This is a genomic window from uncultured Tenacibaculum sp., assembly GCF_947499065.1.
GTDB lineage: Bacteria > Bacteroidota > Bacteroidia > Flavobacteriales > Flavobacteriaceae > Polaribacter.
The window spans coordinates 108,127-129,944 of record NZ_CANMMT010000006.1 but is presented as its reverse complement, the minus strand read 5'-3'; the positions used below and the strand labels follow the sequence as shown (position 1 = coordinate 129,944).

The following is a 21,818-nucleotide window of genomic DNA, read 5'->3' as shown; positions in this document are numbered from 1 at the left end:
ACAAAAATAACTTTTATGTTTACACCCTTAACATTTGGTTAATAAAATATCGTTTTTAACATAAAATATACATCCAGTAATCGTACAATTTCACTATTTTTGAGCCACTTAAAAAACAACAACACAAATGAACACGAATTCATTTCAATTAAGACATATTGGTCCTCGTAAAAAAGACCATAAACAAATGCTTTCATCTATTGGTGTAGAGAGTTTAGATCAATTAATTTATGAAACTATTCCTGACGATATTCGTTTAAAAAACGAATTGGATTTAGCACCTGCAATGAGTGAATATGAATATTTAAATCACATTAATGAATTAGGCGCTAAAAATAAAGTGTTTAAAAGTTATATTGGTTTAGGATATCATGAAGCTATTGTTCCTAGTGTTATTCAAAGAAACATTTTAGAAAACCCAGGTTGGTATACTGCCTATACTCCTTATCAAGCTGAGATTGCTCAAGGACGTTTAGAAGCTTTATTAAATTACCAAACTATGGTTTGTGATTTAACAGGTATGGAGTTAGCAAATGCTTCTTTATTAGACGAAGGAACTGCTGCTGCTGAAGCCATGGCTTTATTATTTGATGTTCGTGAACGTGCTCAGAAAAAAGCTGGGGTTAATAAGTTCTTTATTTCAAAAGAAATTTTACCGCAAACATTATCTGTATTACAAACACGTGCCATCCCAATTGGAATTGAACTTGTAATTGGAAACCATGAAGAGTTTGATTTTTCAGAAGAATTCTTCGGTGCTATAGTTCAATACCCTGGAAAACATGGACAAGTTTACGACTATACATCTTTTGTTGCTAACTGTAACGACAAAAACATAAAAGTAGCAGTAGCTGCTGATATTTTATCTTTAGTAAAATTAAAAGCTCCAGCTGAGTTTGGTGCAGATGTAGTGGTAGGAACAACACAACGTTTTGGTATTCCATTAGGTTATGGAGGTCCTCACGCTGGTTATTTTGCAACTAAAGAAGCTTATAAAAGAAGTATCCCTGGACGTATAATTGGTGTTACCAAAGATGTTAACGGTGGACGTGCTTTACGTATGGCTTTACAAACTCGTGAGCAACATATTAAACGTGAAAAAGCAACATCTAACATTTGTACCGCACAGGTTTTATTAGCTGTTATGGCAGGTATGTATGCTGTTTATCATGGTAAAGATGGTTTACAATTTATTGCCGATAAAGTTCATTCAGCAACTAATACATTAGCATCTGCTTTAGAACGTTTAGGTTTCAAACAAAAAAACACTTCATATTTCGACACAATTTTAGTTGAAGTAGAAGCTGAAAAATTACGTTCTGTTGCTGAAAAGAATGCTATTAACTTTAACTATGTAGATAACAACCACGTTTCTATTTCTGTAAACGAAACTGTTAGCTTAAAAGAAATTAATGCTATTATTGATTGCTTCGAACAAGCTTTCAATGTTCAGGATATCACCATTTCAGAATTCACTTCATTAGATGTTATTCCTGAAAACGTTCAAAGAAGTACTTCTTTCTTAGACAACGAAATATTCAACACGTATCAATCAGAAACTGAAATGATGCGTTATATTAAAAAATTAGAACGTAAAGATTTAGCTTTAAATCATTCAATGATTTCTTTAGGTTCTTGTACCATGAAGTTAAATGCAGCTTCTGAAATGCTACCTTTGAGTAATCCACAATGGGGTAATATTCACCCTTTTGTACCTGTAGAACAGGCTCAGGGATATCAAGAAGTTTTAACTAACTTAGAAAACCAATTAAATGTAATTACTGGTTTTGCAGGCACTTCATTACAACCAAATTCTGGAGCTCAAGGTGAATTTGCTGGATTAATGGTTATTCGTGCATATCATGAAGCTAATGGAGATACTAACAGAAATATCTGTTTAATTCCTGCTTCTGCACACGGAACCAACCCTGCATCTGCTGTTATGGCTGGTATGAAAGTGGTTGTTACCAAAACTGATGAAAGAGGTAATATTGATGTAGAAGACTTACGTGCTAAAGCTGAAAAACACAAAGATAATCTTGCTGCTTTAATGGTTACTTACCCATCTACTCATGGAGTTTATGAAAAAGCCATTAAAGAAATTACTCAAATTATTCATGACAACGGTGGACAAGTTTATATGGACGGTGCCAATATGAATGCTCAAGTTGGATTAACTAATCCTGCTACTATTGGAGCTGATGTTTGTCACTTAAACTTACATAAAACTTTCGCTATTCCTCATGGTGGTGGTGGACCTGGTGTTGGGCCAATCTGTGTAGCTCCTCAATTAGTTCCATTTTTACCTACAAACCCAGTTATTTCAACAGGAGGAGAAAACCCTATTACAGCTATATCAGCTGCTCCTTGGGGATCTGCCTTAGCTTGTTTAATTTCTTATGGATACATTACAATGCTAGGTGCTGATGGCTTAACTAACTCTACTAAAAATGCTATTTTAAACGCTAACTACATGAAAGAGCGTTTAAGCGGTCACTTTAGTACTTTATATACTGGTGAATTAAATCGTGCTGCTCACGAAATGATTTTAGACTGTCGTGAGTTTAAACAAAATGGAATAGAAGTTGTAGACATCGCTAAGCGTTTAATGGACTATGGTTTCCATGCTCCTACTGTGTCTTTCCCTGTTGCTGGAACTATTATGGTTGAGCCTACAGAAAGTGAAAGTGTTACTGAGTTAGATCGTTTTTGCGATGCTTTAATTGCTATTCGTAAAGAAATAAGTGAAGCTACAAAAGATGATAATAACAACATTTTGAAAAACGCTCCACATACCCAGGAAATGCTAACTGCCGATGAATGGGATTTACCATATTCTCGTAAGCAAGCAGCATTCCCATTAGATTATATTGCTGACAATAAATTCTGGCCTTCAGTTCGTCGTGTTGATGATGCTTTTGGAGATAGAAATTTAATTTGTTCTTGTAATCCTATTGAAGATTATATGGAAGCGGAAGCTTAAAAACATATTTATATTAAAAAAAGACCTCGATTATGTCGAGGTTTTTTTTATCCTTATACTATAAGTATTTTTGCTCCATATTCACACCAAATGACTATTGAAGATTTAATTGGAGATTATAACATTATTGGAAACAACCAAGATTTTGAAGCCAATACATATAAAGGAATTCTTTCTTTGACATTGGATATTAATAAAAGAATTGTAGCTAAATGGATTATCAATAAAAACCAAGAACAACACGGAACTGGCTTTTTTAAAGACAACATTTTAGTTATTAATTTTAATTATCTAGGTTTTGATAAAAACAAATACAAAGGTGTTGTTGTATATAAATGTCTTTCTAAAGATATATTGGATGGCTTTTGGTCTGAAAAACATGGAAACCCTCTCTATTTAGGAGAAGAACGTTGTTTTAGAATAAAAAACTCTAATGAACCTGTAAATTAAAAAGTATGAAATGTCCTTGTAATCCTAATATTGAGTATAAATTATGTTGTGGAAGAATACACAAAGATATTCATATGGCCAACACTGCAGAAGAATTAATGCGTTCGAGATATAGCGCTTTCGCATTAGCCAATATTGATTATTTACAGAAAAGTCATCATAGTAAAAAACGACCATCTAAACGTGAGAAAAAAGAAATTTTAGCATGGACTAAATCAGTTACTTGGGTAAAATTAGATGTTTTAACAAGCACTGAAGGAAAACCATCTGACTCCAATGGTACTGTAGAATTTAAAGCTTTTTTTATTGAAAATGGAAATTTAGAATTTATCCATGAAAACTCTAAATTCTACAAAGAAAATAACCATTGGGTATATTTTGATGCTAATTAGTTGTTATCTTGTAAAAACTAATTCAGTTTCAGTTGACATTTCTTCTGAAAAACCATATCCCTCTACATTAAAGCCTTTAAGTTCTTCCAAATTCTTTATATCATTTTCAATAATATAACGCACCATTAAACCTCTGGCTTTTTTAGCAAATGTCATAATTGTCTTATACTGCCCGTTTTTAAAATCTTTAAAAACTGGAGTAATCATCGGTACTTTTAATGTTTTCTTTGGTAAAGCTTTAAAATACTCTGAACTTGCTAAATTAATCAACAACTCGCCTTCTTCTAATTCTTCATTTAAAGAATTTGCTAATGTATCTCCCCAAAACTTATATAAGTTATCAGCTCTTCCTACCTTTAATTTTGTTCCCATCTCTAAGCGATAAGGTTGAATTAAATCTAATGGCTTTAATAAACCATAAAGTCCTGACAATATTCTTAACTTTTCTTGTAAGCTAGGCACCTTGTCTTCTGATAAAGAATTAACATCTATCCCTCTAAAAACTTCACCTGTAAAAGCGTACACAGCCTGTTTAGCGTTATCTATAGTAAATGGTGGTAACCACTCTTGATTCCTATCATAATTTAAACTAGCCAAATCATCGGAAATTTTCATCAATTCAGATAATTTCTTTCTTGATAATGTTTTTAGCTTCTTGTTTAATTTTGCTGATTGCTCTAAAAACCTTGGTTCAGTATATAAAGTAGTGTTAGCTTTATTTTCAAAATCTAACGACTTAGCTGGAGATATAATAATTTTCATGTAACAGAATGTTTTTGTAAAAATAAAAAGCAATTTTATAAACCTCAATTACTTTCACTAATTTATATTAATAATACTATTGAAAAAGATGATACTTATTAAATAACAAGTCCATCATAAGATAAAAACACATTATCGGGCAATTCTTTTTCTACTTCGGCATGCAAACCTAATAATTCACTAATATGTGTTAAATATGTTTTTTTAGGTTTCACTTCCTCTATAAAATTAAGAGCTTCTTCTAAATTAAAATGAGTTGCATGCAATTCTCTTCTTAACCCCGTAACAATTAAAACATCTAAATCTTTTAATTTTTCTTTCTCTTCCTCAGAAATTGTTTTAATATCGGTTACATAAGCAATATTATTAAATCGATATCCTAAAATTGGTAAGCGACCATGCATTACTTCAATAGGAGTAACTTTTACCCCTTCTAAAAAGAAACTTTCATGATGGGAAATTGTAGTAGTTGACACTTTTGGTGCACTTGGATAACGGTTTTCTGTAGCGAAAATATAATCGTACCTCTTCCTTAACACATTGAATACTCTTTTTGAAGCATACAAAGGAACCTCTCCCATTTGAAAACAATAGGGTCTGATTTCATCTAAACCAGCAATATGATCTGCATGTTCATGGGTAAATAAAATCCCATTAATAGACATAACTTCTTCCCTCATCATCTGTTGACGGAAGTCAGGTCCACAATCAATTACATAATTAACATTATCATCCCATGAAATTAGCACCGAAGACCTTAAACGCCTGTCTCTAGGGTCTTTTGATAAAGCTACCGGGTGCTTACTTGTAAGCATAGGAACTCCAGTTGAAGTTCCTGTACCTAAAAAAGTTACTTTTAATTGCTTTTTTTTCTCCATTATTATCACAAAAATACGACAAATATTGTCTGATAATTCCGATTTTCTGTACATTTGTTTTACGTAACTAAAAATAAAAGAATGGCAATTACGCTAAAAGGAGATCAGAAGATAAGTACAGTCCCAACTACTAGAACTAAAGCTTTAAAAATCAATCTAAATGCTCATATTTATGGAACATTTGCTGAGATTGGAGCGGGTCAAGAAACTGTTCGTAATTTTTTTAGAGCCGGTGGTGCTTCAGGTACTATTGCAAAAGCAATGAGTGCTTATGATAAGGATTTTTCAGATGCTATTTATGGTATTGAGGAAGACAACAGATATGTAACTGAGCCTCGATTAAAGAAAATGTTAAAGCATGAAATGGATTTGATAGAAGATCGTCTTGATCGTCAAAAGCATCCAGATAAATTATTTTTTAGTTATGCTAATACCGTAGCAACTATAAACTTTACTAAAAAGTTTAAAGGTCATGGTTGGGTAGGTATTCGTTTTCAATTAGACCCATTAGAAGATTATAACGAAATTATTTTACACCTTCGTTTTAAAGAAACTGACGCCAGACAGCAACAAGAAACTTTAGGTGTTTTAGGTGTAAACTTAGTTTATGGTGCCTATTACTTAAATGATAATCCAAAAGATTTATTAAAATCTTTTTATGACAACATAGATAGCGACCGTTTAGAAATTGATATGATTAATTTCTCTGGACCTCGTTTTATGTATGTAGATAACCGTTTAATGAGTTTACAATTGGTTAAAAACGGAATGACCAACGCAGTAATGTTTGGTCCTGACGGAAATAACTTACTACCTGCTCAAGTACTTTATAAAAAGAATATTTTAGCTTTACGTGGTAGCTACCGTCCTGTTACTAAAGTAAACATGGATATGTTCGAAAGATCTAAACAATTATTCTTAGCTGAGAAAAAAGTAAACCCTGAGAAAACACAAATAATTTTTGAAATAACATTAAGTAACCTTCGTGCTGAGGGAGAAATTAATGAACGTGATTTCTTAGATAGAGCTGAATTACTTTGTGCTTTAGGTCAGAATGTAATGATTACCAACTACCAAGAATACTTTAAACTGGTAGAATACTTTAGTGAGTTTACTAAAGAAAGAATGGGATTAGCCATGGGGGTTTACAACCTTATTCAAATTTTTGATGAGAAATACTATCGTGATTTAAGTGGTGGTATTTTAGAAGCTTTTGGTAAACTATTCTATCGTGACTTAAAGGTATATATGTACCCTTATAAAGATGAAGAAACTGGTGAATATATTACTAGTGACAATCTTAAAGTTCACCCTAGAATGAAAGAATTATATAAGTTCTTTAAAAACAACGGTAAACTAAAAGACATTCAAGATTTTAATCCTGAAATTTTACATATTTTCTCTAGAAAAGTATTACAAATGATTAAGGATGATGAAGAAGGATGGGAAGAAATGCTTCCTGAAGGAGTTTCAGAAACTATTAAAGAAAAACGTTTATTTGGTTGTTCAAGGAAGCGTAAATAAAAAAATTATAGATTCTTTTTAAACCTTTTATTATCTTTAAAGTCTAACAGCTAAACATAAATTTAGTTGACTGACGAAATTACACTTATAGAGCAGCTACAAGATCAAAAAACAAGAGAAGTAGCTTTTAAACATTTGATATCGCAATATAAAGAGCGATTGTATTGGCATATAAGAAAAATTGTAATTAGTCATGATGATGCAGATGATGTTTTACAGAATACTTTCATTAAAATTTTTAAAAGCATTAATAATTTTAAAGGAAACAGTAAACTATATTCTTGGATGTATAGAATAGCGACCAATGAAGCTATTACTTTTATTAATAAAAAAGCCAAGGAAAGAAATATAGACATCACAGATTATCAGCATCAGTTAGTTTCTAATCTAGACAGTGACAATTGGTTTTCTGGAGATGAAATTCAATTAATTCTTCAGAAAGCCATTGCTACACTTCCTCAAAAACAACAACTTGTTTTTAACATGAAGTATTTTGATGAAATGAAATACGATCAAATTTCTGAAGTTTTAGAAACATCAGTAGGTGCTCTAAAAGCATCATACCATATTGCTGTAAAAAAAATAGAACAGTTTATAAAAAACTACAATTAAACCTTTTACAAAAAATAAGGTCTTAGAAGTGAGATGGATAAAGAGATAAAAAATAAAATAGATTTTATAAACCAAAAAGTTGGTAAGCAAACTGGTTTTTCTACACCTAAAAATTATTTTGATGGTATAGAAGAAGATGTATTGAATTCAATAAAGACAGAAAGCTTCTCAAAAAAGAATAGCTTTGAAGTTCCAAACAATTATTTTGATAAAATTGAAGACGATATATTTGCTAAAATTGACAGTCTAGAACCTAAGGAAACAAAAGTTATTTCTTTACGTAAAAGAGTATTACAATTAGTCCCTATTGCAGCAGCTGCTTCCGTATTACTATTCATAGGTTTAAATTACTTTAGCACTAATGGAAAAGGTGTAATATATACGATAGATGACATTTCTGATGCTGATTTATCAGCTTGGTACGAAAATGGATATGGTGATACTAATGATGACGAATTAGCTTTAGCGTTAAACACTACTGATTTAGAAAGTGACACTTTTAATGACATTAGCGATGATAATTTAGAAGAATATTTGAACGGTATAGACAGTTCGACCTACTTAAACGAATTAGAATAATATGAGAAAATTAATATTAACACTTATAGCTTTGAGCTTCTTTGCTACAACAGCAAACGCTCAGTTTAAAAAAAGCAATGAAAAAATTAGACTTTACAAAGTTTCTTTTCTTACTAAAAAACTAGATTTAACAGCTAGTGAAGCAGAAAAATTTTGGCCTATTTATAATAAATATGACAAGAACATGATAGATCTTCATCGTGAAGAAAGAGTAAGCATTAGGAAAAGAATCAAAGAAAATGGTGGTATTGAAAATCTTTCTGAGAAAGAATCTAAAGAAATTCTAAAAAACATTAGAACGATTAATAGACAACGTTATGAAATCAAAGCTAAGTTTCATAATAAGATTTCAAAAATACTTCCTTATAAAAAGATTTTAGCTTTAGAAATGGCAGAACACGACTTTCATCGTAGCCTATTCAAAAAGTATAAAAGAAAAAGGGGGAGAAAATAAAAAAACCGAGCAATAATGCTCGGTTTTTTTTATTAACTAAATAAATACAAATCAAATTATTTTTTCTTAATTATTAACGTATCTAATTTAAGTTCTTTTTGAAGCCATGCTCTCAATTCTTTTTCTTTTGCATTAACAACCGAATCTTTTATTTTTTTATCCCAAGTAATTGACAACTCTGGAATAGTATCTATTTTAATAAAATCTTTAGAACTTAATATTTTCGCAAAACTGATACCCTTAATATCATTATACCTAATCTTAGCATCTTTAGCTATTGTACTAAACGGCACAGAGTTCTTATCTCTATTTAAAGCATCTTTTTCTATTCGTTGATTTAATCCAGTAATAGTTGATTTTAGCTCCTCTATTTCCTTGTGCAATCCTTTTATTACATTATCCTTTTGATCCAATTCAACAATAGCTCTATCATATGCATCTACTACCCTATCTACACTACGCGCTTTATTTTCATTAATAAGTAATTCATAAGTATCAATTCTTGGGTATGATTTCAATTCATTTCTTAAAAATGTTTTAGTCGCATCGTTAACATCTCCATTGAAAAATAAACTAATCTTTTTCTCTCCTCTATCCAACTTCTCACGTTGTAACCATAAATCTTTATTAGAATCAATTTCTTCTTTTAAAAACTTCTTATAATTTGCATTTATAATACTTTCATTATACACATTGATAAATGTAAAAACTGCTGGTACCATTACTAACACTGCAACAAATGAAGCTAAACGTGCAATTCTTTTTCTTTCTACAGAATTCACATAACGGATCATTGTAAAACGTAACAATTTCAATACTACAAAGGTTGCCAAAGCAATAAAAATAGTATTGATTGTAAACAAATACATTGCTCCTAAAAAGTAATCGTAATTACCTATAGCTAACCCATAACCTGCAGTACATAAAGGTGGCATTAAAGCTGTAGCAATTGCTACTCCAAATATTACCGATGCAATAGTTCCTTTTTTAGTACGTGCTATTATTAAAGCCAACCCTCCAAAAAAGGCTATCAATACATCTCGTATATCTGGTTTTACCCTTCCTAAAAGCTCAGAAGTTTCTTCTTTTAAAGGAAAAATAGCGAAGAATAAGAAAGCCGTTAACAAACTTAACACAATCATTGTTGCTAAATTGATTAACGATTTCTTAAGTGTATCAATATCATTTATAGCAATAGACATCCCTACACCTAAAATTGGTCCCATTAGAGGAGATATTAACATGGCTCCAATAACTACTGCTGTTGAATTTGCATTTAAACCTATCGAAGCTATAAATATTGAGCAAATTAAAATCCATGCAGTTGCTCCTTTTAAAGGAATATCACTTTTTATAGCTTCTATTGTAGCTTCTTGATCAGTATCATGACGAAAATCTAGTAATTCTTTTAAAAATATTATTGAGTTTTCCCACAAGCCTTTCGCATTCTTTTCAACAGCCTGCTTCGATTGCTCCACATTTTCATCCTGCTTCTTCTTTTCTTCCATATAAATTGATTTTTGTTAACTCGGGGAAGATACAAAATTCCCGCATTACTCAATAAAAACAAAACCTCGAAGCTAATTGCTCGAGGTTTTATTTTTACTAAAAGTTTATATCTCTTTTTTAGATTTTCAATTTATTTTTTAAATCTTTTGAAATTCCATCTTTATGTAATAAAACTGATATTGTTTTTAATTTAAAATAAGGAATTGACATGTAAACATATCCGTTATTTCCTTGATTAGTTCCCCAAGAGTTTTTTACTTTAAAATACTTATTTCCTTTTTGATCTTTAACTAAACCAACAATGTGCATTAAATGATCATCAGTTGTATTAAAGTTTTCAAATTCAGCCTGACGTAAACTTGGAGTTATTTTCTTTTCTTTTACAATTTCTGTCAATCCTTTCTTTGCATCAGCACTGCTTTCCGGTATAATTGCTACTCCATTTTTTGATGAAAATGTTTTTTCAGAGACATCACAATCTAATTCAATAGTATATCCTTTTTCCACAGCATCTTCAGTAACTTTTACCAATTCATCTAAAGACACATTATAAAACATTCCGTTTGAGAAATTATCTGGAATATTCAATACAAATTTGTCATACTTCTTTGCATGTTCAAAAGATGTTAAGGTCACATAGTTTGATGGATCTATTTTCACATACTCTGCAAAACTTTTTGGTGTATATGTTTTTCCCTCAAAAGTAAACTCTTTTTTATTCTCTCCTAAATACACATCTAAAACTCCCTCTGTAGCTTTACGCCATCTTGGACTTAACTCTCTTGCAGGGTTTTTAATATAAGCATCTAACATTGCTTTTAAAACCGCTACTAGTTCTGCATGATTATGCCTGTCTTGCCCTATTTCTAACCCTGTAAAAACAGTTTCTGGCACCAATCCGTACTTTGCTACTGAATTGATAACATCATGCCCTAAACCTCCCTCACTAAATTGTGCCTTTCCTTGACGATATAAATAATTATTTGCCTTATCTGAATACGTATTACGCACTGTATACATTTCTGATAAATCAATATCCTTACCTGTTAAACGTATAATTTCTGATTCTAAAAAAGAAGTTGTAGAAAAACTCCAACAAGTACCGGTTCTACCTTGACTCTTTACTTGAGTATTCTCTATATCTTTTATTTCTTTAAATTGATATTTCTGTGCTTTAATTGAACCAATACTAAGAACTGCAAAAGCTCCAGCTACTAAGATTTTTTTCATGAGGTTATTTTTAATTTCTGAGCAATTTACATTTTTTAACTATCATTAAAAATTTCACACTCTTAAAAATCTACAATAACTCCAATTCTTGGCAAAGCTCTACCAGTAGTACTCTCTACTTCTTCTAAAAGATACCTTGAACTATCATTAGGATCTGTAACCCTTCCATTTTGATCTTCTGTTGGCAATAAAAAAGGACGTTGCTTAGAGCTACTAGCATAAACATTCTGTATATCTAAATATAAATTTATAGCTGCCCTTTTTAAATACCACGTCTTATCTACTCTAAAATCTAATTGTGTGTAAGTATCCAAACGTTCTTCATTTAATTTAGTATAATCTAAAACACCTCCATTTCTAACATCATAATTTGATATTAACGACGATGCATTTAAATTATAAGGAGTAAAAGGCTTTCCTCCTACCAATCTAAACTTAGTACCAATCTCCCAGTTTTTCTTCAGTTTTTTTCCCGCTGTAATAGTTATTAGATGTCTATTATCCCAAGTAGACGGTATGTATTGTCCTAACGCATTTTTAAATTCACTTCTTACAAATGTATAAGATGCAATTCCATATAAACCATCATACGATTTTTTTTGAGCTAAAAACTCAAAACCATAAGACCTTCCTTGCGAATTAGAGACTACTTCTTCATTCCCTACAATACCAAAATCATCTCCTAAATTTGCTAAACTTATTTGATTCCTTACCGAAAATGGATAATTATCATAAGACTTATGAAACGCTTCAAAAGTAACTTTAGAACTTGTATTTGGTTTATACGATAAACCTGCTACTAAATGATTTGATTGTATATATTTTAATCCTTTTTTATTTACAAACTCACCTGCATTATTCTTAAACCCCAAAACAGTATAAGATGGCAATTGATAATATCGTCCAATAGATCCATTTACTGACCATTTATCTGTTAACAAATAATTCAAAGAAAGTCTAGGTGAAAACTGGTTAAATACATTTCTCATTTCACTATTATAATCCACACCATCCAATCTAAAACCAAAAGATATTCCTAATTTATTATCTAAATATTCCTTTGAAATCTGACCGAAAACACCATATTTAATAAAATCTATTTCTGAATTAAAAACATCTTCAAAAACTCCTTGACTATTTGCTACTTTCCTATAAGTGTTGTTTAAATATGTCGCTGTTTCAAAATTTGAACCTATGTTTATTTTATAATTGTTTTTAGCATCTAAATTCAACTCATATCTAAACTTTGTTTCTGTTTCTTTTGAGCTATAATTCAATAATAAATTTGGAGCTATCTCTTCATTCATAAAATACTTTACAGCCTTATTTTTAAGTTCATTTCTACTTAAAACCACTAAATGTGTAGCTTCTTCAGCAAAATATTTATAACTAGCTCCAACAGTATAATTCCATTGACTATTTACTGGCACTGTATTTAATATTACTTTATTTCGTTTTATAGTTTCTTCATCTGTTTCTCCATCGTTTACCGTTTCATTTAACTCAAAATCATCTATAGCACCTAATGCTATAATTGACAACTCGCTATTTTTAGTTAATTCAGATTTTACATTTAATTGAAAATCATTATACGTTGGTAAAAAAGGTAGTTTTATCAGTTTGAATAAAAACTGAAGATACGATTGACGCACAGATAACATAAAAGTGGTTTTATCACCAATAGGACCGTCTAATGTAATTCCTGCATCTGAAGTTCCTAAAGTAGCTCTTGTATTCAGCGATTTTTTATTTCCAACTTTCTGAGTAAATTCTATAACCGAACTCAATGTACTACCTCTATTTGCAGGAAAAGCACTAGAATAAAAATCTACTTTTCTAATTAAATCTGCATTCATTACCCCAACAGGTCCTCCTGTAGCTCCTTGTGTTTGAAAGTGATTTATTACCGGTACTTCAATCCCATCTAAATAAAATTTATTTTCTGATGTTGCTCCTCCTCTAATAATGATATCGTTTCTAAATCCTGGATTTGAAGCCACTCCAGGAAAAGATTGAATTACTTTTAAAACATCTCTATTTCCCCCTGGGTTTTTCTCTATTTCTGCAACACCTAATGTTTGTAATGATAGAGGACTCTCTATTGATTTTTTAAATAAGTTTGCCTTAACCTCAACTTCTTTTAATGTTGTTGAATTTTCTTTCAGCACTACTGTTATGTAAGGAGAATTGTCTTTAGTAACTAAATATTCATCTGTAATTAACGATTGGTAACCTACAAATGAAACTTGTAGCTTGTTGTAACCTAAAGGAACGTTAGTTATCCTAAAATTACCTTCATCATCAGAAACAGCACCTACTGAAGTACCATAAACCAATACATTTACATAAGGAATTGTTTCTCTTGTTTTAGAATCAATTATTCTCCCTGAAATTTCTCCTAGATTTTGACCTACGGTTAAAAATGTTTGAAATATCAACCACAATACAAGTATACGTTTCATATATCAGAAATTTAAAGCTATGCTAAAATACAATTTGTTTAACAAATAATCAAAAAAGTTAAACAAATCATTTTAGAACACAAAAAAACCTCAGTAAAAACTGAGGCTTGTGGGGAGAGCAGGATTCGAACCTGCGAAGTCGTAAGACAACGGAGTTACAGTCCGTCCCATTTGGCCGCTCTGGAATCTCCCCAGAGCTTTTCAAATTTATCTAATCTGATAAACTCTAAAAAACTTGTGACCGGGCTGGGGCTCGAACCCAGGACCCTCTCCTTAAAAGGGAGATGCTCTACCAACTGAGCTACCCGGTCATTGTTTTTTTTCGCGTTAGCGGGTGCAAATATAGAAGGTATTTTTAATTCTACAAACTTTTTTTTGACTTTATTTTTAAAAAAATTGTACTTATTTTTTTATCTCTTAATACACAGAAAGTTACCTAAACATCATTTAAATATGCTTTTCTAACTTTTTTAAATAAATTAGATGAATACACAAAATCAACAATCGCTTCATTGTCTGTTTTAAAGATTTCTTTGTGCGAACCTTCCCATGCTTTCACTCCATTTTTAAGAAATACTATCTTATCTCCTATTTCCATAACGGAATTCATGTCGTGGGTATTAATAACAGTTGTTATTTTATACTCATCAGTAATTTCTTGAATTAAATTATCAATAACAATTGATGTTTGTGGATCTAACCCTGAATTAGGTTCATCACAAAACAGGTATCTTGGATTCATTACAATTGCTCTCGCTATTGCTACACGCTTTTGCATTCCTCCTGATAATTCTGCTGGAAATTTTTTATTTGAGTTCTCTAAGTTTACTCTTTTTAAAACAAAGTTTACTCTATCCAACATTTCACTCTCAGGCTGTTTTGTAAACATTTTTAGAGGAAACATCACATTCTCTTCAACTGTTTGAGAATCGAATAAAGCACTTCCTTGAAAAACCATTCCTAGCTCTTTCCTAAAGCTTCGTTTATCTTCTATAGTCATTTCTGTATTTACACGACCATCATAGATTATAGTTCCTTTTTCTGGTGTATGTAAACCTATTAATGATTTTAAAAAAACGGTTTTTCCTGAACCACTTTGCCCTATAATTAAACTTGTTTCTCCTGGTTTAAACGAAGTTGTAATTCCTTTTAAAATCTCAACTCCATTAAATCCTTTATGTAATTTATTTACTTCTATCATTAGGTTAACAACATTTGAGTTAAGAAATAATTAGCGATAACAATTATTACAGTAGTCCAAACTACCGATTGCGTACTTGCTTTACCAACTTCTAAAGAACCTCCTTTTACATAATACCCATGATAAGAAGGAACCGTAGCTATTAAAAACGCAAAAACTAAAGTTTTAATAATTGCATAAGTAAGTAAAAAAGGATTAAACTCCATTTGAACCCCAGTAATATAATCTATTCCAGAAAACAGTCCTGAAAGTACTCCAGCTACCCATCCACCAAAAATCCCTAAGAACATAGCTAATACAATTAAGAACGGGTAGAAGAATAAAGTCGCTATAATTTTAGGCAATACTAAATAGTTTAACGAATTTATCCCCATTACTTCTAAAGCATCTATTTGCTCTGTTACACGCATTGTTCCTATACTTGAAGTGATATAAGACCCTACTTTTCCTGCTAAAATAATTGAACAAAATGTTGGTGCAAATTCTAAGATTACTGAACGTTTAGCCGCAAAACCAATTAGTGATTTTGGTATAAACGGGTTTTCTAAATTCAATGCTGTTTGTAAAGCAATAACTCCTCCAATAAAAAAAGATATGAAAGCTATAATCCCCAACGACTTAAGTCCTAACTCTTCAATTTCCCTAAATAAAGCTTCTCGAAAAACCCTAGCTCTTTGCGGTTTTGTAAAAACTTGTTTTAGCATTAGAAAGTACTTTCCAATATGCTCAATATAATTCATTAAACTATTCTATTTTTCTTTACTGCTAAAGTATTAAAAAACCATTAACTCTTCATGTTATTTATGAGTTTTAGCACTCTTTTTACTTACCTTTGGTTCTAAATTTTTAAAATTAATCATGAAAAAAATAATATGTTTAGCTGCTTTAGCCACAACTTGTTTAATTAGTTGTGTCATAGCCCCTAAAAAAAGCACTCATAAACCTAAACTAGTTATTGGTGTAGTAATTGACCAAATGCGCTATGATTATTTAATTCGTTTTGCTTCTAAATATGGTGAAGATGGATTTAAACGTTTATTAGAAGATGGGTTTTCTCTGGAGAATGCTCATTATAATTATATACCAACCTATACTGCTGTTGGTCATGCTTCAATTTATACAGGAACAACTCCTACGAACCATGCTATAATTAGTAACACTTGGTACGACAAATACACTAAAGAAATGGTGTATTGTGTAGATGATAGTAATTATAATACTGTAGGTTATGATGGTGATGGAGGAAAGAAATCTCCTAATAGAATGCTAACGACTACAATAACTGATCAATTAAAATTAGCACAAAATATGAATGGTAAGACTATTGGAGTTGCTATCAAAGACCGTTCAGCAATTTTACCAGCTGGTCATGCTGCTGACGGTGCTTATTGGTTTTATGGTCGTGATATAGGGAAATGGATTACCTCATCTTATTATATGAACAATCTTCCTAATTGGGTACAAGAGTTTAACAATTCTAAGATAGTAGATGAATACCTGAAACAACCATGGGAAACCTTATATGACATCAACACTTATACTGAAAGTATTGCTGATGATAATAATTTTGAAAAACCTTTTAAAGGAGAAGAAAAACCTATTTTCCCTCATGACATACCTAATTTAAAAAGTGAAAACAAAAACTATAGTATCATAAAAGCAACACCAGCTGGTAATACCTTGACTACCGATTTTGCTAAAGCTGCTATTATTGGAGAAAACTTAGGTAAATCTGAATTTATTGATTTTTTAGCTATCAGCTATTCTTCTACTGATTATGTCGGACATCAATTTGGAGTTGCTTCTAAAGAAGTTGAAGACACTTATTTGAGATTAGATAAAGATTTATCTGATTTATTTCAGTTTTTAGATACTGAAATTGGTGAGGACAATTACACTTTATTTTTAACAGCTGATCACGCTGCTGTTCAAGTTCCAGCTTATCTTAAATCTGTTAAAATCCCTGCTGATTATTTTAGTTATACAGAATTTAAATCTTATGTAAATGATATTACTAAAAAGTATTTTAATTCAGATGCATTAGTTGAGAGTATTTCTAATTTTCAAATCTTCTTAAATAAAAAGAAAATTGAAGAGTTAAAATTAGATGTACATACTGTTGCTCAAAAAATAGCTGACGAAGCAATCAATTATAAAAACATCTATAAATCTGTAACTGCAAAAACATTACAAACTACCACTTTTACCAATGGTATTTTAAATTCATTACAGAACGGTTACAATCAAAAGTTTTCTGGAGATATTCTATTAATTCCAAATCCATCTACACTTAGTGCTTATTATAAAAATGGGGGTACCTCTCATGGTTCTGGATATTCTTATGATACTCATATCCCTATGATTTTCTACGGAAATGGTATTAATCAAGGTTCATCAAAGAAAAAATATGAAATAATTGATATTGCACCTACAATCTCTAATTTATTACAAATTGAATTCCCTAACGGAACCACTGGAAAGATTATAGAAGAAGTATTAGAATAAAAAAAGCGCTCAATGAGCGCTTTTTTCTTTTCAAATAATGTACAGAATATTCTATTTTCTTTTACAATATACTTTACACGTTTTATATTTATATGTATTTGAAATATAACTCTTCATTATAAAAGCTGTAAGTAGTGTAAAAAAAATGTAAATCATATTTTTATATTTTTGGTTTCTAACTATTTAGACACATCAATTTTAAAAAAGTCACATTTTTTATTTTGGATTATTTAATATAACCAAAGCACCAATAACTCCTGGTACCCAACCACAAAGGGTTAATAAAAAAACAATTACTACAGATCCACATCCTTTACCTAAAACAGATAATGGTGGAAAAAAAATTGCTAGTAAAACTCTTAATAAACTCATAGTATTTTTTTGATTAATATACTATAAAGACGAATATTCCTTTATTTTGTTACAGTTTACAGCAATAAAAGGCAATTTTGAAAAGAAAAAAGCATTGATTATAAACGATAATCAATGCTTTTCGATTTTAAAAACAATTCAATTAATGCAATGCAAAAATGAAAACTGTTTAGAAAGTTACTTCTAAACAGTTTATTTTATAAGCTATTTCTTTATAAATCGGATACTCTTTACATCTGTATCCTTTTCAATTACAATTGTATAAATAGCCGATTTTAAACCACTAACATCAATATTATTAGTAGCAATACCTTTCTTAATTCTTTGACCTAATGTATTATAAATAGTATAATTTACTTTTTCATAACCTATTGGCTTCACTAAATTTATTTGGTTTCCAACTGGATTCGGATAAATTGCAAACTCAAGAACACCTCCTCTTGTAGTAATTGCTGAATTTGAACCAGTAACCTGGAAGTTATCAATAGCAATATCTGCTTGCCATGTATTTCCTGTTACACGGTTAAAACGTAATTTAATACCTTTTCCTACATAATCATTTAAGCTTACAGTAGCTGTTAACCAAGAGTTTCCTTTATTTCCTGATTGATTCCAGATTGAAGTCCAATTAGCTCCATCGTCCTCACTAACTTCTAAGTCGATAGTTCCCATATTGGTAGCTCCATACATGTGATATTTGAACGAAATTGAAGCAGAACTTAATCCTGATAAGTCATAACATGGTGAATTTATAATTGCTCTTTTATTTGGATATCCTGTATTTCTACCAGAAGCCTCTACATAAATATAATGTGAACCATTATTTGCAGATGAAGGACCTGTTCCGCTAGATGGTGTACTTCCTGTTCTTCTTGTCCAATTAATATCATCAGCACTAGATTGTGTCCATGAACCAAAAGATGAATCAAAAGATTGTGCATAAGGATAACTATCTATTCCTCCTGTACAACCAGCTGTAACTGCATTTACGTTAACAGTTCTAGTTACTGCTGTTGCTGCATTACCTGCTGCATCAGACACATTATAAGTTAATGTATAAGTTCCTTGTGTATTTGCATCTACAGAACCTGTTACTACAATATTAGCAGTAATATTTCCATCGACATTATCACTTGCTGTTGCTCCAGCATCTGTATACGAATCTCCAACATTTATGTTTTCAACACTATTTCCTAACAAGGTTATTACTGGCGCTACTGTATCTGCTCCAGCACCTGCTATTGTAACTGTATAATCTTCTACCTCTCCATAAGTAAATTCACCACATGGACTAGGTACTGCATTATAACGTAAAATTACTCTCATTCTAGTATCTCCTGTAACTGCTGATGCAGGTACTGTGAAACTTCCTGACACTGGCGTATCTGTTGAAGGAGATTTACTCCAAACCAGCTCTCCAGCATCTGTAAACACTCCATTTTTATTATAATCAATCCAAACTCCATAACCTTCACTATAAGTTGTTCCAGTCCAAGTTGGAGTAATGGTAATTGTTTCTGAAGCTCCTTTAGTTATAGTAGTTGAAATATTTGTAAAGTCTGAATAGAATTGACCTGTTGAAGTATTATTTATTGTATTTAATTTCACATTAGAAATATACTCATCATTTACATTTGTACTTTTAGCTGTACAGTATGTTAATTGAACATCTGTTGTTGTAAAATTAGCTGTTGCACTAAAACTAGATGAAGTACCATCTGTACAAACACTCTTAACTCTAACTTCATAAGCTGTATTTGCATCTAAACCAGATAACGTAGTAGTGGTTCCTGATGCATTATTTGAAGTCCAAGAAGCATCTGATGCTTTTTTATACTCAACAGTATAAGTTGCTCCTGATACTGTATTCCAAGAAACTGTAGCTGCTGAATCTGTAACTCCACTTACACTAACTCCAGTTGGAACTGATGCTGTACATGGTAACGGATTTGAAATAGTAAAGTTTGTATTTGAAATATCGAAGAAGATATGGTTAGTTCCTCTAACCATTATTCTATTTTGATTTCCTACTGAGTTTGGCACCGTAATATCATGAGATCCGTCATTAGGAACTCCACTCGCTAATACTACTGGATAAGTATCTCCACCATCAGTAGACATTAAAATATCAACATTTGCAGCATTTACTCCATTAGCTGTAGTACCTGCTACATTCCAAGTAACAGTTTCAGTTGCTCCTGCTGTTAAAGTAACTGCTGTATTTGGTGAATTTACTACAAAAGGCCCTGCTGTTCCATTTACAGTAACCACCATATCATCACTATTATTTGTTCCTCCTCCTGCTCTGTTATCTCTTACCGTTAACCTAAAGTTTAAACTTCTAGCAACATCTGGAACTGCTTCCCATTGCCAAGAAGTATTTCCTGCTTTTACTGTTTCTAATCTAGGGAAATACCTTGATGCATTTGTTGTTGGAGAATAAGACCTAAAAGCAACTCCTGCTGTAGCTGTTACACTAGGATACTTTGTAGCTGCATTGTTTTCATCCATTTGTTCCCAACAATATGAAAGCACATCAGACGCGTCTGTATCGGTAGCAGATCCTGTTAATACAAATGCAGTTCCTTTTGGAATTGTATAATCACTACCAGCATTTACTGTTGGCACATTATTTCCTGTTGAAGTATTTGTTTGACATGAAGTTGTTTTAATATAATTAGTAATTTGCTGAATATTTATTGCATGAAAATATGGATCACTATTTGGTTGCACATCTGTTGCCCCTGTTATACCTGCATATCCCATTATGGTAGTACCACTTCCTGGTTCCATATGCACATTGGTTCCTTCATTTCTTATTGTAAAAGTATGATTACCTCCAAATTGATGTCCAATTTCATGAGCTACAAAATCTACATCAAAAGGATCTCCTTCTGGAGTAGTACGCGAAGTAAATGCACTACCTTTACTTCCATCTACACAAACACATCCAATACAACCTGCGTTTCCATTATTTGATGCTTTTGCAAATAAATGTCCTATATCATAATTCGCTTCACCAATAACACTAGTTAAAGTTGATTGTACTTGTGAATTAAAACTTCCATTTGAATAAGGGTCTGTTGATGCATTCGTATAAATTACATCTTCATTATTCGCAATAATAATCATAGTTACATTAAAATCTGTTTCATAGATTCCATTAACCCTTGTCATTGTTGTATTCATTGCTGCCAATGCTTGTGCTTTGGTACCACCATGATGCGCTGTATACTCACCTGTTGCAGAAATAGCAATACGATACGTTCTTAAAGTTCCATCATCTGCATTTTTATGCTGAGAAGAACTCCCTGTACTTTTATTTCTGTTGTTTGGATCTACATCACATTTGAATCCATTTACATCTCTAGGCTTATCAGATTTTTTATAGATAGTATATCTTTTTAAATCTGCTGAATAAGGTTCAATAAACACTGTAGGTTTATCAATTCCTAGACGCATACTTTGCAAACCTTTAGCATTTGAAAGACTAAAACGAATCCTATCTGAAGGATTATCAACACCTACACCCATGTAAGACTTAATATCTGGGTACTTTTGAGATAAGGTCGGATGTAACACCGAAGCTTCTGAAACTCGGTACTTTTCTAACTTTCCATCAGCATTTGGAAAAGATATAATTACACTAGATTGTTTACCTGATTTTCTCTGAGGTGCATTTATTAAAGCTTGTTTAAACGCTTCTAAATCTAGTTGATAAATCTCTTTATCGGGCAATCTTTTTTCTAGTGCAGAAACACTAGCTCTTACTTTTCCATTTGCTTGTTTTTTCCATAATTCGCTGTTTTGAGAAAATAAAACAGACGTAGCCAAGGACATGGCTAAAAATAGCTTGTTTTTCATAATCTGGGGGACTTAAAATTTATTTCGTTAAAGATATAAAA

The 21,818-nt window shown here is 31.4% G+C and carries 17 protein-coding genes and 2 tRNA genes; 8 read left to right on the top strand and 11 right to left on the bottom strand.

Features of this window, described 5'->3' with window-relative positions; genetic code table 11:
- Positions 1–127: 127 nt before the first annotated feature.
- The 3 genes from gcvP to Q0958_RS13175 all read left to right on the top strand — a co-directional run bounded on the left by gcvP (position 128) and on the right by Q0958_RS13175 (position 3,825).
- Positions 128–2,983: an aminomethyl-transferring glycine dehydrogenase gene (gene gcvP / locus Q0958_RS13185; protein WP_299123819.1), complete on the top strand. Its 2,856-nt coding sequence runs from the start codon at positions 128–130 to the stop codon at positions 2,981–2,983.
- A gap of 90 nt (positions 2,984–3,073) precedes the next feature.
- Positions 3,074–3,433, top strand: coding sequence for a hypothetical protein (locus tag Q0958_RS13180; RefSeq protein ID WP_299123817.1), 360 nt, complete (start codon positions 3,074–3,076; stop codon positions 3,431–3,433).
- A gap of 5 nt (positions 3,434–3,438) precedes the next feature.
- Entirely contained in the window at positions 3,439–3,825 is a 387-nt protein-coding gene (locus Q0958_RS13175; RefSeq protein ID WP_299123814.1) for a YchJ family metal-binding protein, read from the top strand.
- A gap of 3 nt (positions 3,826–3,828) precedes the next feature.
- Here the strand turns inward: Q0958_RS13175 and yaaA are convergent, their stop codons facing one another.
- Complete coding sequence (gene yaaA, locus Q0958_RS13170; protein ID WP_150900679.1) at positions 3,829–4,587, bottom strand: peroxide stress protein YaaA; 759 nt, start codon at positions 4,585–4,587, stop codon at positions 3,829–3,831.
- Positions 4,588–4,685: 98 nt separating this feature from the next.
- Entirely contained in the window at positions 4,686–5,465 is a 780-nt protein-coding gene (locus tag Q0958_RS13165) for an MBL fold metallo-hydrolase (protein ID WP_299123812.1), read from the bottom strand.
- Positions 5,466–5,546: 81 nt separating this feature from the next.
- Between Q0958_RS13165 and Q0958_RS13160 the strand changes: the two genes are divergently transcribed.
- From Q0958_RS13160 to Q0958_RS13145, 4 genes are all read left to right on the top strand, one after another.
- Complete coding sequence (locus Q0958_RS13160; protein ID WP_272150309.1) at positions 5,547–6,989, top strand: TonB-dependent receptor; 1,443 nt, start codon at positions 5,547–5,549, stop codon at positions 6,987–6,989.
- Between the two features lie 66 nt (positions 6,990–7,055).
- A complete protein-coding gene (locus Q0958_RS13155) occupies positions 7,056–7,601 on the top strand; it encodes an RNA polymerase sigma factor (protein WP_272150308.1) in 546 nt (181 codons plus the stop codon).
- A gap of 33 nt (positions 7,602–7,634) precedes the next feature.
- A complete protein-coding gene (locus Q0958_RS13150; RefSeq protein WP_299123808.1) occupies positions 7,635–8,180 on the top strand; it encodes a hypothetical protein in 546 nt (181 codons plus the stop codon).
- Between the two features lies 1 nt (position 8,181).
- Positions 8,182–8,634 (top strand): sensor of ECF-type sigma factor, encoded by a 453-nt coding sequence (locus Q0958_RS13145; RefSeq protein WP_299123806.1) that lies wholly within the window; start codon positions 8,182–8,184, stop codon positions 8,632–8,634.
- Between the two features lie 56 nt (positions 8,635–8,690).
- Here the strand turns inward: Q0958_RS13145 and Q0958_RS13140 are convergent, their stop codons facing one another.
- The 7 genes from Q0958_RS13140 to Q0958_RS13110 all read right to left on the bottom strand — a co-directional run bounded on the left by Q0958_RS13140 (position 8,691) and on the right by Q0958_RS13110 (position 15,776).
- Positions 8,691–10,142, bottom strand: a complete 1,452-nt coding sequence (locus tag Q0958_RS13140) for a DUF389 domain-containing protein (RefSeq protein ID WP_299123804.1) — start codon at positions 10,140–10,142, stop codon at positions 8,691–8,693.
- A 118-nt stretch (positions 10,143–10,260) separates the two neighbouring features.
- Complete coding sequence (locus tag Q0958_RS13135; RefSeq protein WP_299123802.1) at positions 10,261–11,373, bottom strand: C1 family peptidase; 1,113 nt, start codon at positions 11,371–11,373, stop codon at positions 10,261–10,263.
- Positions 11,374–11,435: 62 nt separating this feature from the next.
- A complete protein-coding gene (locus tag Q0958_RS13130; RefSeq protein ID WP_299123800.1) occupies positions 11,436–13,835 on the bottom strand; it encodes a TonB-dependent receptor in 2,400 nt (799 codons plus the stop codon).
- A gap of 110 nt (positions 13,836–13,945) precedes the next feature.
- Positions 13,946–14,028 (bottom strand) — tRNA-Tyr (locus tag Q0958_RS13125).
- 45 nt (positions 14,029–14,073) lie between these two features.
- Positions 14,074–14,146 (bottom strand) — tRNA-Lys (locus Q0958_RS13120).
- 125 nt (positions 14,147–14,271) lie between these two features.
- Positions 14,272–15,036 carry an ATP-binding cassette domain-containing protein gene (locus Q0958_RS13115; protein WP_299123798.1) on the bottom strand — a complete coding sequence of 255 codons (765 nt, stop codon included), beginning with the start codon at positions 15,034–15,036 and terminating at the stop codon, positions 14,272–14,274.
- Positions 15,036–15,776 carry an ABC transporter permease gene (locus Q0958_RS13110; protein WP_150900670.1) on the bottom strand — a complete coding sequence of 247 codons (741 nt, stop codon included), beginning with the start codon at positions 15,774–15,776 and terminating at the stop codon, positions 15,036–15,038. Before Q0958_RS13110 ends, Q0958_RS13115 begins: the two co-directional genes overlap by 1 nt.
- 118 nt (positions 15,777–15,894) lie before the next feature.
- Here Q0958_RS13110 and pafA point away from each other — a divergent pair, with 118 nt between their 5' ends.
- On the top strand, positions 15,895–17,541 hold the full coding sequence (gene pafA, locus Q0958_RS13105) for an alkaline phosphatase PafA (protein WP_299123795.1): 1,647 nt from the start codon (positions 15,895–15,897) through the stop codon (positions 17,539–17,541).
- A 216-nt stretch (positions 17,542–17,757) separates the two neighbouring features.
- Here the strand turns inward: pafA and Q0958_RS13100 are convergent, their stop codons facing one another.
- A complete protein-coding gene (locus tag Q0958_RS13100; protein ID WP_150900668.1) occupies positions 17,758–17,913 on the bottom strand; it encodes a YqaE/Pmp3 family membrane protein in 156 nt (51 codons plus the stop codon).
- Between the two features lie 204 nt (positions 17,914–18,117).
- On the bottom strand, positions 18,118–21,777 hold the full coding sequence (locus Q0958_RS13095) for a reprolysin-like metallopeptidase (protein ID WP_299123791.1): 3,660 nt from the start codon (positions 21,775–21,777) through the stop codon (positions 18,118–18,120).
- Positions 21,778–21,818 lie beyond the last annotated feature (41 nt).